We start from the raw sequence: 13,405 nt of genomic DNA on the forward strand, positions 1-13,405 counted from the left end.
GCGTCCTCCTAGCTTTCCCCGCAACGATAAAAAGACCTTGCGTCAATTGTGGGAACATCTTCATGAAAATCAAACGTGCCCTGGCGGTAGCATTCTGCATCGGCATTGGCTCCGTTGCGTCGCAGGCGACGGCAGAAACCAAGAATCCGGGAACCTTCGTGTTCCTCTGGACTGACGATGTACAGTCATTCGATCCTGCTTATATCGCAAACACGCCGAGCTCCTACGGCGTGTTGAACGTCTACAGTCGCTTGTTGAACTATAACGGTTCCCAGATCTCCGAATTCGTACCGTCTCTGTCGTCCAAGGTGCCCAGCCTGGAAAACGGCCTCATCAAGCAGAACGCCGACGGTTCGGTCAGCTATACGTTCCCGATCCGCAAGGGTGTCCACGCCCACAAGGTCGGCATCAAGGGTGACGACGGCAAGATCACTTGGCAGTACTATGACGGGTTGACCAGCGAGCAGAAGGCCAAGATTGAACCAGGCTATGGCGAGATCACGCCCGAAGACGTGCGCTACTCGCTGCTGCGCGCGATCCTCATGGGTCAATCCTGGATGTCCAACGCCATCACCGAGGTAATGTCGGGAAGCAAATACACCGACGTTGCCAAATGGGCAGAGGCCGAAGGCAAGGTGCCGGATATCAAGGACGCCAGTCCCGAGGCGCTTCGAAAGGTCTATGACGAACTCGCTTCGCAAATCACAGTCGAAGGCGACAACGTCACGCTGAAGCTGCCGAAATCCTTCCCCGCCACGCTTGGCGTGCTGGCACTGCCGTTCGGTGCCTCGATCGTCGATAAGGAATGGGTCGCCTCTGTCGGGGGTTGGGATGGCAATGGCGACACTTGGGAGAAGTACTATCGCCCCGAGCTCGGCGACGATCCGCTTTTTGCCGAGGAAAACGGCACCGGCCCGTTCATGCTCGAGGAATGGGACCGAACCGATCGCCGCATCACGCTGAAGCGTTTCGACAATTATTTCATGGGGCCGGCCTCGCTTGAGCGCGTCGTCATGCGCACCGTTCCGGAATGGACGACGCGCCGCTTGCAGTTGCTTTCCGGCGATGCGGACTTCGTGACGGCGCCTGTCGAATTCCTGGACGAACTCTCCAAGACGGACGGCGTCAAGGTCATCGACGGCCTGCCCAAGGTCTTCAGCCGCGGCCTCTACTTTGCCTGGCCGCTGGATGATGCCGACAATCCCGCGATCGGCAGCGGCAAGCTGGACGGCAACGGCATCCCGCCAGACTTCTTCTCCGACATCGATGTCCGCAAGGGCTTCAACTATGCCCAGAACTACCAGGCGCTGATCAAGCAGGCGCTGCTCGGCAAGACGGTCCAGGCACATGGCCCGACCGTGCGCGGCATCATGGGATATCGCGCGGATTCGCCGATCTACAGCTATGACCCCGCAAAGGCTGCGGAGCATTTCAAGAAGGCCTTCGGCGGCAAGCTATGGGACACCGGCTTCACCTTCACGGCCTATGTCCAGGAGGGTACGCCGCAAGGTACGGCGGCGCTTTCAGCGCTCCAGCAGGGACTGCAGCGCATCAACCCGAAGTTCAAGATGAAGATCCAGTCACTGCCGTGGTCTTCGATCTCCGACAAGCTCAACAACCGTGCAAAACCTGCCTCGCCGCTCACCTATATGGGTTGGGGTCCCGACTATTCCGATCCGGGCGGCCCGTTGGGCGCTGCGACCTATTATCTGTCCCCGACCGGTCTGGTCGGCGGTATGCTCGGACAGGGATATCGCAATCTCATGGCCGAGAAGTTCAAGCCGCTTCTCGATCAGGCCTGGGCCTCGGCCGATCCGGCCGTGCGCGAACCGATCTACGCCAAACTGCAGGACATGTCTTACGACTACGCCACGACGCAGTTCCTGTGGGAGGACTTCGGCTATATCGTCACCCGCAGCAACATCGATGGCTACGTGCACAACATGATCCTCTACGGTGCGTGGGACTTCTATCCCGTTACCAAGAAGGCTGACTGACGAGCTTGAAGTTCAGCCGGCGGAACCGCCGCCTGGCTGAACCTGTCCCTCACGGCGCGGATGCTGATGTGCTGAATTACGCTTTGCGGCGGCTACTGATGTTGCCTGTCGTCCTCTTCGCCCTGTCGCTGATGCTTTTTGCGCTGCAGATGTCGCTGTCGCCGACGCAGCGCCTGGCCGCTTACGCGCCGTCGCCCGACTTCCTCAAGGGTGGTCAGGACAGCATTCGCAGGATGATCGAGCAGTATGGGCTGAACGATCCTTTTTACGTTCAATACGGACGCTGGATCGGCAACATCCTGACCGGCAACCTGGGCTGGTCGGAGACCGCGCGGCAGCCCGTCGCCCATGCGCTGGCGTCGCTTTTGCCAGCGACGCTGGAACTGGTGCTTCTGGCCTTCATCCCAGGGTTTCTGCTGGCCATCTATCTGGGCTCGCGGGCCGGCATTCATCTCAACCGCTGGCCGGACCACCTGATCCGGATCTTCACCATCCTCGGCTGGTCCTTCCCCGTGTATGTTTTCGGACTGCTGATGCTGCTGATCTTCTATTCGGCGCTCGACTGGTTTCCGCCCGGCCGCCTCAGCCAGTGGGCGCAGGCGGCCGTCACGTCTCCCGGCTTCACCCGCTACACCGGCGCGAACACGATCGACGCGCTACTCAACGGCAATCTCGCCATCTTCTGGGACTCGCTTAGGCATCTTGCCGCCCCGGTCATCACGTTGACCTACGTCAACCTCGCCAACATGACGCGCGTCATGCGCACCTCGATGCTGGAGACCCTGCGCCAGGATTATGTCCGCACGGCGCGCGCAAAGGGCATGCCGAGGCGGGTGGTGGAGTTGCATCATGCACGACGCAACGCGCTTCTTCCGGTCACGACGATTGCCGGAATGGAACTCGCCGCCATGATGGGCGGCGTCGTCATCACCGAAACCATCTTCGACTACGCCGGGCTCGGCCAGTTCGCGGCCAAAACCGCCGCCAATCTCGACTTTCCCGCCGTGCTTGGCTTCGGTCTCTATTTCGCGGTGGTTCTCGTACTGCTGAACCTGGCCGTCGACATGATCTATCCGCTGCTCGATCCGAGGGTAAAGACGCGATGAGAGCGCTTGGCTATCTGAAGCGCAATCCCATTTCGTTGATCGGCGTGCTCCTGTTGCTCGCCTTCGTGCTGATCGCGATCTTCGCGCCGGTGCTGGCGCCGCCGCAGGAATTCCAGATGTCGGTCTACGACACGCCGCGCGCGGGTTTCCTGGCGACGCCGCAGCCACCATCGCCCGAGGCGATTTTCGGAACCACCGAAGGCCAATATGACATCTACTACGCTGTCGTCTGGGGTACCCGCACGGCCTTCAAGATTGGCCTCGGCGTCGTTGCCGTCTCGGTTCTGATCGGAACCATCATCGGTTCGGTCGCGGCCTATTATGGCGGCGTCGTCGACGAGGTCCTGATGCGTATCGTCGACGTGTTCATGGCGGTTCCTTTTTTGATCGCCGCCATGGTCCTGACCGCACTGCTCGGCAAGGGGCTCGGCCCGATAACCATTGCCCTGACGACCTTCGGATGGATGGGCTATGCGCGTATCGTGCGCAGCGAAATCCTGCGCATCCGCGAGATGGATTTCGTGAACGCGGCAAGAAGCTACGGCGCCGGCGACTTCCGGCTGATCGTGTTCCACATCCTGCCCAACGCATTCTTTCCCGTGCTCGTGCTGGCGACAATGGCCACGGGTTCAATGGTGCTCACGGCGTCGGCCCTGAGCTTCCTGGGCGTCGGCACCGAAGAGGGCTATGCCGACTGGGGCCAGTTCATCGCCTACGCGCGCAACTGGATCGTCGGTCAGCCCGGCAATCCGTTCCAGTACTGGTACACGCTCGCTTTCCCCGGCGCCGCGATCTTCCTCTTCGTGCTGGCATGGAACCTCGTCGGCGATGCACTGCGCGACATTCTCGACCCACGCCATACCGATTGAAAATAAGGGAGTTCCCCCGTGTCTTCGCTTTCCAACCGCGCCATCGAGCTCTTTGATGATCTGATCCGCCACGAGGTCGAGGACAAGGCGATACCCTCGATCTCCTATGCACTGGTGGACAGGGACGGCCTTATGGCGCATGGCCACATCCAGCGGCACGATCGTCACTTCGACATGAAGGACGATACCTGTTTTCGCATCGGCTCCATCACCAAGACCTTCACGTCGGTTGCCATCATGCAACTTGTCGAACAGGGGCTCGTCGACTTGGACGTCGATGTCTCGGAGTATTTGCCGGGCTTCCGTCCGGTCAATCCGTTCGCCGGGCGCGAAAGCGGGCCACACGGTTCCCAGATCAGCTTGAGCAAGCTGATGAGTCACACCGCCGGCATCGTGCGCGAGCCGAAGAGCGGACATTATCTGGATTCGCACAAGCCGCCGCTGGCCGACACGGTCGCCGAGCTCGCCACATCCACCCTGAAGCAGGATCCCAGCGCCGGCATCATGCACTATTCGAATGCCGGCATCGCAGTGGTCGGCATGGTGATCGAGCGGGTGACGCGCAAAAGCTATTCCGACTATATCACCGAGAACATCCTGAAGCCGCTGGGCATGAAGGACACGTCATCAGGAATGGCGCCCGGCATCCGTGAAAGACTTGCGCCGGCGGATATGTGGACGCTCGACGGGGACAGCCCGGCGCCGGTGTTCAATCTCGGCGGATCGCCCGCCGGCAATATCTTCTCCACCACATCGGACATGGCGAGCTATACGCAATGCCTCTTGCGTGGCGGTTTTGCACCAGATGGCCACTCCATCGTCAGTCCGGCGTCGCTTCGCAAGATGTGGACGCCGATCGGCAAGCGCCCCGAAGGGCACAACAAAGATCTGAACGGCTACGGCCTTTGTTTTGGCGTCGGCGATATGGACGGATGGACCTCCGTTGGGCATGGCGGTGCGGTCTATGGTTATGCGTCGCAGATGATGATCTTGCCCAGGGCCGGTCTGGGCGTGCTGATTTTCGCCACGCTTGATTTCGCCAATGAGATAACCTCACGGCTCGCGGGCGATGGCCTTCGTATCGCTCTTGCCAGTCAGGGCATGGGGCGTATGCCCGAACGCAGCCAGACTCCGCCGCCCATCAGCGAGGATCAGTTCGCGCGCCTGCCCGGTCTCTATCGCCATGAGACGAGCGGCGAGGTCGTCGAGGTGAAGAGCAAGCACGGCAAGCTTTATCTGATGGGTGAGGGTGTGCCGCTCCAGATCCGCCCTGTCTCGGGCGACGACTTCGTCATCGACGGACGCATATATGGTCGCGGGGCCGACTATGCGCATATGAGCCTCTCCTTCTCCGGGGCCAATCAATTGGCCTGGAAAGGGGCGAACTGGTCGCGCGTCGAAACCCTGCCTGTCGAAAAGGTGCCGCCTGAGATCGCGCCGCATCTCGGCGAGTATGGGCCTGACTTCAACATCACCTATCTGACCTACAGCCACGGTGAGTTGAAGTGCCTGATCGAGTATTTCTGCACCCACACATGCGAGCCGGTGGATGCCGGCAGGTTCCGCATGCATGGGCTGCTCTACGAAGAAGAAATCCTCGAGCTGGACGCCATCGACGACAACGGACGCCGCGGCATTCGGGTCGGTCCCATGTTCCTTGTGCGCCGTCAGGCCGAAATGGCGGCCTGAAGGACAAGCGGCAGGTTCTCACCTCGGCGACGGCACAAGCCGCAGCCGACGACTTCTCAGACATTGAAAGGCAAGGGCATGAAAATCTTCATCAGCGCCGACATCGAAGGCACGGCGGGTATCACCAACTGGGACGAGGCGCGCAAGGGCAATCCCGACTATGCCGAGTTCCGCGAATACATGACGGACGAGCTCGTCGCGGCCTGCGAGGGCGCAAAGGCGGCGGGTGCGAGCGAAGTCGTCGTCAAGGACGCCCACTCGACCGCGCGCAATCTGATCCTGTCCAAGCTGCCGGCCTATGTGCGCATCGTGCGAGGCTGGAGCGGCCACCCGGACGCAATGATGTTCGGCATCGACAAGAGCTTCGACGCCGCTCTCTATACGGGCTACCACAACAAGGCCGGCACCGACACGAACCCGCTGGCGCACACGTTGACCGGCACCGTTTCCAGAATGCTGATCAACGGGGAAGTGGCCTCCGAGTATACGCTTAACGCGCATTGCGCCGCCCGTTACGGCGTGCCCTCCGTGTTCCTGTCGGGTGATGCCGGCATGTGCGGCGAGGCGAGGGCGCTGGTGCCGGAAATCGCTACCGTCGCGACCAGCGAAGGGTTCGGGCCGGCCACGTCCTCACTCTCGCCGCAAGGCGCCGTGAAGGCGATCCGAGAAACGGTGGAAGCCTCGCTGTCGCGCGATTTGTCGAAATGCCTGCCGAAACTGGCGGACAGGTTCGAGCTCATTGTCGAATACACGACCCCGATCGAAGCCTACAAGGGAAGCTGGTATCCTGGCATCCAGCATCCGGCCCCGCGCACGCTACGCTTCGAGGCGGACGATTTCTTCGACATTCAGCGCGCCATCCGGTTCATCGTCTTGAGTTGATTGGCACTCCGGCCGCCGATCTGCAGCGGGTTGTACCGGCATGTCCTGCCGGTCGCAGCCCGTAACCGTTCGGTTTCGGGCGATCGTCAGAAAAAGGTCTTCAGCGCGCCGACAATGTCATAGGCGTCATTGACCAGGAACAGAATCTGCCATTTGTCGAAGGTTGTGCAGGGGTGCGACACAGCAAGTCCGATACGATCCCCGACCTTCACCGAAACCGTTTCCGGGACGTGCATATAAGCGTGCTGGTCGTTGCTGGCGAAGATCTCGCAGCCGCTCAGCCATTGAGGCGACGTCCCGTCGCGCGAGACGAGCAGGGGCACCGGCAGTCCGGAATCGGTGCCAAAGTCCCGCTTGCCGGCCGTCAGGATCACCAGCCCGGGCTCCGGACAGGATTGCACGAAGGTCCAGACCTCCAACGCGTTGATCAGTCCTTCGTTCTCGCCCGTCGCGGCAAGAATGCGCTTCTGCTCTGCCTCGTAGACGCCGCTGTCATGGCTGACATAGCAACCGCTGCGGGTCATCACCTGGGCGCCGCTGCCGGCGAGCCGGTCGACAACGACGTCATAGAACGAAGAGCCGCCGGCTGTCACGATCGGCGGCTCGCGTTCGAACAGGTTTTGGCTCGCGCACGCATTGTAGAGGACGCCGATCTCGTCGACGAAATCGGCAACGGCCTTTGCCGGGCCGCCATCCTTCGGCTTGATCAAACCCTCAAACGCCTCGACGCCGCAAAGCCGCAGTTGAGGGGCGGCTTGCGCGGCGCGTGCCACCTCGAGCGCCGTCTTGTTGTCTCGGCAGCCGGTGCGGCCGCCAAGGTAGCCGCGCTCGACCAGCACCTGGATGGGCCGCGACTTCTCTCCAGCTCGCCGGACTGCCTCGCTCGCCAGGCGCACGGCATCGAGGCTGTCGACCAGCATGTAGAAATCGAGGTCTGGCGAAGCATTCAGCTCGGCGACCAATGCATCCAGCTCCAACCGTCCGACGAGCTGGTTGGCCAGCACGATGCGATCGATGCCGAACCGGCGGCAAACCTTGATCTGGTGCAACGTCGCGACGGTCACGCCCCATGCGCCGTCGCGCAACTGGCGTTGCATGATCTGCGGACACATCGTCGTCTTGACGTGCGGCGCGATCACCGCGTCGCGCTTGGCGAGAAAGCGCTGCATCCAGCGCGAATTGTGATCGAGCGCGGACTCCTTGATGACCGCCGCCGGCAACGGCACGTCGCCGCGCAACAAGTTCCAGCCCTTCGACGCAACGTCGTTAAGACGGACCACAGCGCCAGGCGGAATGCCCTTGGTGGTCTCGTCCAGCACCAGATCGTCAAGCACTCCAAGATCCATGTGACTTCCGATCCCCTGCCACCCTGCCAAAGCCGCGCCGGCGCGACTCGGCGCCGGTCGTTACATGATCCGGACGCCTTGCGGAAATCATATAATAGTTTGATGATGAGAAAAGATTTTTCTTAAACGAAAGACAGGCTGGAATAACGAAATGCGCATTTTCATCGCCGGCATGGATACCGAGACCAACACGTTCGCGCCCATCCCGACCGGTTACCGCAGTTTCGAGGAGATGGGGATCGCGCGGGGCGACGCCACTTCGAAGGCTCTCAACGAACCCTCCTGCCAGTTGTTCGTGTGGCGCCAGCGCGGCGAAGCCGACGGACACGAGATCGTAGAAAGCCTCTGTGTCTGCGCCGAGCCGGGGGGCATAACCATCCGCAACGTCTATGAGCACTTCCGGGACGAGATCCTGGCCGAGCTCAAGGCGGCTATGCCGGTCGATTGCGTGCTCCTGGCCCTGCATGGCGCTTTCGTCGCGGAAGGCTATGACGATACCGAGGGCGACCTGCTTGCCCATGTCAGGGCAATCGTCGGCCCCGACATTCCCGTCGGTGCTGAACTCGATCTGCACTGCCATACGACCCGCAAGATGGTCGACAATGCCACCGCGATCGTCGCGTACAAGGAATATCCGCATACCGACATCATGGACCGTGCCGGCGAGCTCTATCGCATCATCGTAGACACGGTGGAGGGTAAGGTTCGGCCTGCGATGGCGCTCTATGACTGCCGCATGATCAGCACCTTCCGCGTGCAGGAGCAACCGATGCGCGACTTCGTCGATGCCATGACCGCCGCCGAAACCGAGCCCGGCATACTGTCGGTTTCGCTGGGTCATGGTTTTCCGCACGGCGACGTTGAGGATGTCGGCGCGCGAATGCTGGTTGTTACCGACAACGACAAGCCGCTCGCCGAACGGACCGCGGAGAAGTTCGGCAAACGGCTCTTCGCGTTGCGCAACGATCTGATCCCGAAATTCCTCGGCATTGACGAGGCGCTCGATATCGCGCTCGCCGAGTCGGAAGGGCCGGTTGTGATTGCCGATGTTTCAGACAATGCCGGCGGCGGCGCTCCAGGCGATTCCACCTATATCCTGCGACGCCTGATAGAGCGCGGCATCGAAAATGCGGCGAGCGCCATGTATTGGGATCCGATCGCCTACCGCTTCTGTGTGGAGGCAGGCGTCGGCGGTACCATCGATCTGCGGGTCGGCGGCAAGTGCGGTGTCTTTTCGGGCATGCCGGTCGATCTGCGTGTCACCGTGAAGGGTCTCGGGCGGGAGTTGACCCAGCGTTTCGGCACCATGCCTTGGCCGCTCGGCGACGCGGCATGGGTCACCACCGATGGCGGCATAGACCTGATCATCAACACCGTGCGGACCCAGGTCTTCCATCCCGACTGCATGACTGCGCTTGGCCTCGACCCGAGCAATCGGCGCATCGTCATCGTTAAGTCCAACTATCATTTCCAGGCAGGTTTCGCGCCGATCGCCAAGCGCATCCTGTTTTGCGCCCCACCCGGTGCGACGCAGCCCAACTTCGCCTCGATCCCCTACACCAAACTCAAGCGGCCCTACTGGCCCAAGGTGGAGGACCCGTTCGAGGCGGCCTGATCGGCGTCAGCAGACCGGGGGCAACTATGCCGATGCCGGCGTTACCGAGGGGCTTCGAGCGCGCCGGTCACGACGTGGCAGCGCACGGTGCGCGCGCCCTCGACAGCCTTGAGTATTTGCGGCAGCTCGCAGCCCGCCGTCGCGGAAGGACAGCGGTCCCTGAAATAGCAGCCTGTGGGCAGTTTGCGGTTGCTTGGCAGTTCGCCGGCGCGCGGCGCGATCGTAGCTAGGGGGCGCTCGAAACTCGGCACGGCCTCGAGCAGCGTCCTCGTGTAGGGATGCCGGGGACCGTCCAGCACCTCCTGTGCCAGCCCGGCCTCGACGATCTGGCCGAGATACATGACGGCAACGCGGTCGGCAACGTGGCGAACCAGCGAGACGTCATGCGAGATCAGGGCGTAGGACAGCTTGCGCTGAGCCTGCAACGTCAGCAGCAGATTGACGATCTGCGCTTGCACCGAGACGTCCAGTGCCGATGTCGGCTCGTCCAGCACCAGCAGTTCCGGCTCGACGGCGAGCGCCCGGGCGATCGCAATGCGCTGGCGTTGGCCGCCGGAGAATTCATGCGGATAGCGATCGATCTGCTCGGGGCGCAGGCCGACCGACACGGCAAGCTCGGTCGCCCGGTCGATCAATTGCGTGCGACTGTAGCCGCCGCGGATGTGCAGCGGTTCGGTGATCAGCCGCCACACCGGCAGGCGCGGATCAAGCGAAGATTGAGGATCCTGGAAGATGATCTGGATATGCGTGTTGGATTGCGCGCGATCGGCGCCCTTTAGCCTGATCGAGCCTGCGGTGATGGGCGTCAATCCGACGATTGCCTGACCCAGCGTGGACTTGCCGCAGCCTGACTCCCCCACAATGCCCAGCGTCTCGCCTTCGGCCACGGAGAGCGAAACGCCATTGACCGCATAGACGTCGGCGCCGCCGAACCAGCCGGAGGTCACGCGGTAGCGCACCTCGACATCTTCGAGCGCGAGCAGGGGTTGGTCTGAGTTCACGCGGCTTCGGTCTCCTCGATGCGGCGCCAGCACGCGGCCCGGCGCGAAGGGTCGATCGCGGAGAGCGGCGGAACCTCGACGCAGCGCTCATCGGCTTCGCGGCAACGCGCGCGAAACAGGCACCCTGGGGGCGGGTTCAGCATGTCGGGCAATGTTCCAGGTATCTGTTCCAACGGTTGCTTCGGCGCGGCCAGGCCCGGCAGGCAGCGGATCAGCGCCCGGGTATAAGGATGCGCGGGCGCGGCAAGAACGGAAGCAGTGGTCCCGGATTCGGCGACGCGCCCGGCGTACAGAACGTAGAGCCGGTCGCACAGCTGCGACACCACCGCCATGTCGTGCGAGATGAAGACGACGGCGGTGCCGGTGCTGACTGCCTTTTGCCTGATCAGGGACAGGATCAGCGCCTGCACGGTCACATCGAGCGCCGTTGTCGGTTCGTCGGCGATGATGAGCTTCGGTTCACAGGAAAACGCCATGGCGATCAGCACGCGCTGGCGCATGCCGCCCGACAGTTCGAACGGATAGGCCTGCATGATCCGCTCCGGCTCGCTGATCAGCATGTCCCGCAACAGGCCTATCGCCTTCTGTCGTGCCGCGGCATTGCTGAGGCGCTGGTGGCGGCGGATGACCTCGATCACCTGCTCGCCGATGCGTCGCGTCGGGTTGAGGGCGTTCATGGGTTCCTGGAAAATTGTCGAGACCTGGCGACCGCGAACATGCTGCAACTCGCGCTCGCTGAGCTTCATCGGATCGCTGCCGAAAAGGCGGACCGCGCCGCCGGTGATGCGTGCGCTGCCCTTGGGCAGGAGCCGCATCGCGGCCATCATGGTGACCGACTTGCCGCAACCGGACTCGCCGACGACGCCAACGATCTCGCCGGCGCGCACTTTAATGCTGATCCCGTTGAGCGCCTTGACCGCACCGCGAAAAGTGCGGAACTCGAGCGACAGATCGTCGATGTCGAGCAGAATGTCGCCGCGTTGCGCGCTCATCGGCCGCCAAGCCTCGGATCGAGCATGTCGCGCAGGCCGTCGCCCAGCAGGTTGAAGCCCATGGCGCTGACCAGGATCGCGAGACCTGGAAAGGTGATGTACCACCATTGATCGAGAAAGTAATTGCGGCCGCTCGAGACCATCGAGCCCCATTCCGATGTCGGCGGCTGTGCGCCAAGGCCGATGAAGCTCAGCGCCGCCGCGGTCAGGATCGTGCCGCCGAGATCGAGCGTTGCCTGGACAATGATCGGCGACAGCGCGTTGGGCAAGATATGCCAGCGCAGCAGGTAGGCCGGCGAAGCGCCGAAGCTGCGCGAAGCCTTCACATAGGTCCGGTTGCGGAGCGCCAGCGTCTGGCCGCGCGCCAGCCGCACATAAGCCGGCACGCGCACGACGGCCACCGCGAGCATCGCGTTGAACAGGCTGGGGCCGAGAGCGGCGGCCAGAGCCATCGCCAGGATCAGCGCCGGCAGGGCAAGGAAAACGTCCATCAAGCGCATGATTGCCGTGTCTACGACGCCGCCGACGACGCCGGACAGGCAGCCGACGATCGAGCCGACCACGGTCGAGATGATGACGATGGCGAACGCGATGCCGCAGGAAGCGCGCGCGCCGAAGAGAACGCGCGAGAACAGGTCGCGGCCAACCTCGTCCGTGCCGAACAAATGCTGCAGGCTTGGCGCTGCGAGCCGCGCCGAGAGCGAGATCCGGTCGGGGGGGTAGGGCGCCAGGATCGGCGCCGCCACAATGACAAGCAAAACGACCAGGGCAATGCCGGCGCCGACGAGCGTGAGCGGACTGCCCTTGACCCTATACCACAGACGGCGGAGGCCTTCGCGCGCGGCGGACGGATGCCTGGCGAAGCCAGTCGCTTCCATGGTCATCAACCGAGCTCCCGGATCTGGGGATCGAGCACCATGTAGGTCAGGTCGACCGCCAGGTTGATCAGGACGTAGCCAAGCGATGCGACTATCGTGAATCCCATGATCGCCGGGAAATCCAGCGTCTGGATCGACGATACGACATAGCTGCCCATGCCCGGCCAGGCGAAGATCGTCTCGGTCAACACGGCACCGTAAAGAAGGTCGCCGAAGGCAAGGCCGAGCAAGGTCACCGAGGGGATCAGCGCATTGGGCAGCGCATGGCGCAGGATGATCGCCGAACGCGACAATCCGTTGGCGCGAGCGGTGCGCACATAATCTTCCTGCAGCACGTCGAGCATCGAGGCCCTGATCTGGCGGGTTATGATGCCGAGATTGGCGAATGCCAGCACGAAGGCCGGCAGGACCAGGTGGTAAAGCGTCGAGCGAAATGCGGTGAGGTCGCCGGCCACAAGCGAGTCGATCAGGAAGAAGCCTGTCACACGCGGCGGCGGGATGACGCCGAGATCGATGCGTGCGCTGCCGGGCAGGATCGGGATCTTCACATAGAACACGATGATCAGCGCCAGGCCGAACCAGAAGACCGGCATCGATATGCCTGCCACCGAGACCGCGCGCGCCGCCTGGTCGACCGGGCCGTCCTTGAAGATGGCTGACAGCACGCCGAGCGGCACGCCGAGCAGGATTGCCATGAACAGTGCTGTGATGCCGAGCTCGAGCGTGGCGGGCAGGAAAAGCGCTATGTCGGTCGCCACCGGCCGCCGTGTCCGCAGAGAATTGCCGAGATCGCCAGACAGCAATTGCCTGACGTAGATGACGAACTGCTGCGTGACCGGCTTGTCCAGCCCAAGCTCCTGGCGCACATGCGCCAGCGTCTCTGCGGAAGCTTTGTCCCCGGCGATCAGCTGTGCCGGATCGCCGGGGATAAGATGCGAGATGGTGAAGGTGACTACAGCAACGCCCGCGACCACGAAGGCCAGCAGAACGAGACGCCGAAGGATGGTGGACAGCAATGACATGCCTTCGG

At 62.6% G+C, this 13,405-nt stretch carries 11 protein-coding genes; 6 read left to right on the forward strand and 5 right to left on the reverse strand.

Annotated elements, in window-relative coordinates:
• The first annotated feature begins 62 nt into the window (after positions 1–62).
• From FJW06_RS21010 to FJW06_RS21030, 5 genes are all read left to right on the forward strand, one after another.
• Entirely contained in the window at positions 63–1,997 is a 1,935-nt protein-coding gene (locus tag FJW06_RS21010; RefSeq protein ID WP_246674744.1) for an ABC transporter substrate-binding protein, read from the forward strand.
• Positions 1,998–2,095: 98 nt separating this feature from the next.
• Entirely contained in the window at positions 2,096–3,103 is a 1,008-nt protein-coding gene (locus FJW06_RS21015) for an ABC transporter permease (RefSeq protein ID WP_246674745.1), read from the forward strand.
• The gene (locus FJW06_RS21020; protein ID WP_140754106.1) at positions 3,100–3,972 is read left to right on the forward strand and encodes an ABC transporter permease; all 873 of its coding nucleotides are present in this window, start codon (positions 3,100–3,102) and stop codon (positions 3,970–3,972) included. Before FJW06_RS21015 ends, FJW06_RS21020 begins: the two co-directional genes overlap by 4 nt.
• Positions 3,973–3,990: 18 nt before the next feature.
• Positions 3,991–5,661 (forward strand): serine hydrolase domain-containing protein, encoded by a 1,671-nt coding sequence (locus tag FJW06_RS21025; protein ID WP_140754107.1) that lies wholly within the window; start codon positions 3,991–3,993, stop codon positions 5,659–5,661.
• Positions 5,662–5,739: 78 nt separating this feature from the next.
• Positions 5,740–6,543, forward strand: coding sequence for a M55 family metallopeptidase (locus tag FJW06_RS21030; RefSeq protein ID WP_140754108.1), 804 nt, complete (start codon positions 5,740–5,742; stop codon positions 6,541–6,543).
• Between the two features lie 86 nt (positions 6,544–6,629).
• Here the strand turns inward: FJW06_RS21030 and FJW06_RS21035 are convergent, their stop codons facing one another.
• Positions 6,630–7,889, reverse strand: coding sequence for an amino acid deaminase (locus FJW06_RS21035; RefSeq protein WP_140754109.1), 1,260 nt, complete (start codon positions 7,887–7,889; stop codon positions 6,630–6,632).
• 151 nt (positions 7,890–8,040) lie between these two features.
• Here FJW06_RS21035 and FJW06_RS21040 point away from each other — a divergent pair, with 151 nt between their 5' ends.
• Complete coding sequence (locus tag FJW06_RS21040; protein WP_140754110.1) at positions 8,041–9,504, forward strand: M81 family metallopeptidase; 1,464 nt, start codon at positions 8,041–8,043, stop codon at positions 9,502–9,504.
• A gap of 41 nt (positions 9,505–9,545) precedes the next feature.
• Here FJW06_RS21040 and FJW06_RS21045 read toward each other — a convergent pair whose 3' ends face one another.
• Genes FJW06_RS21045 through FJW06_RS21060 form a run of 4 tightly spaced genes read right to left on the reverse strand, consistent with a single transcriptional unit; the run spans position 9,546 to position 13,397 of the window.
• A complete protein-coding gene (locus FJW06_RS21045) occupies positions 9,546–10,505 on the reverse strand; it encodes an ABC transporter ATP-binding protein (protein WP_140754111.1) in 960 nt (319 codons plus the stop codon).
• Complete coding sequence (locus FJW06_RS21050; protein ID WP_140754112.1) at positions 10,502–11,497, reverse strand: ABC transporter ATP-binding protein; 996 nt, start codon at positions 11,495–11,497, stop codon at positions 10,502–10,504. Before FJW06_RS21050 ends, FJW06_RS21045 begins: the two co-directional genes overlap by 4 nt.
• Positions 11,494–12,381 (reverse strand): D,D-dipeptide ABC transporter permease, encoded by an 888-nt coding sequence (gene ddpC / locus FJW06_RS21055; RefSeq protein WP_140754113.1) that lies wholly within the window; start codon positions 12,379–12,381, stop codon positions 11,494–11,496. Before ddpC ends, FJW06_RS21050 begins: the two co-directional genes overlap by 4 nt.
• Positions 12,381–13,397, reverse strand: coding sequence for an ABC transporter permease (locus FJW06_RS21060; RefSeq protein WP_140754114.1), 1,017 nt, complete (start codon positions 13,395–13,397; stop codon positions 12,381–12,383). Before FJW06_RS21060 ends, ddpC begins: the two co-directional genes overlap by 1 nt.
• Positions 13,398–13,405: the final 8 nt, after the last annotated feature.

The sequence above is a fragment of the Mesorhizobium sp. B4-1-3 genome (assembly GCF_006439355.1).
Taxonomy (GTDB): Bacteria; Pseudomonadota; Alphaproteobacteria; order Rhizobiales; family Rhizobiaceae; genus Mesorhizobium.

Excerpts from the sequence above, each read along its gene's own strand:
- ddpC (WP_140754113.1), bottom strand. The coding sequence starts at position 12,381 with ATGACCATGGAAGCGACTGGCTTCGCCAGGCATCCGTCCGCCGCGCGC.
- FJW06_RS21035 (WP_140754109.1), bottom strand. The coding sequence starts at position 7,889 with ATGGATCTTGGAGTGCTTGACGATCTGGTGCTGGACGAGACCACCAAG.
- FJW06_RS21040 (WP_140754110.1), top strand. The coding sequence starts at position 8,041 with ATGCGCATTTTCATCGCCGGCATGGATACCGAGACCAACACGTTCGCG.
- FJW06_RS21020 (WP_140754106.1), top strand. The coding sequence starts at position 3,100 with ATGAGAGCGCTTGGCTATCTGAAGCGCAATCCCATTTCGTTGATCGGC.
- FJW06_RS21030 (WP_140754108.1), top strand. The coding sequence starts at position 5,740 with ATGAAAATCTTCATCAGCGCCGACATCGAAGGCACGGCGGGTATCACC.
- FJW06_RS21060 (WP_140754114.1), bottom strand. The coding sequence starts at position 13,397 with ATGTCATTGCTGTCCACCATCCTTCGGCGTCTCGTTCTGCTGGCCTTC.
- FJW06_RS21050 (WP_140754112.1), bottom strand. The coding sequence starts at position 11,497 with ATGAGCGCGCAACGCGGCGACATTCTGCTCGACATCGACGATCTGTCG.
- FJW06_RS21015 (WP_246674745.1), top strand. The coding sequence starts at position 2,096 with ATGTTGCCTGTCGTCCTCTTCGCCCTGTCGCTGATGCTTTTTGCGCTG.
- FJW06_RS21010 (WP_246674744.1), top strand. The coding sequence starts at position 63 with ATGAAAATCAAACGTGCCCTGGCGGTAGCATTCTGCATCGGCATTGGC.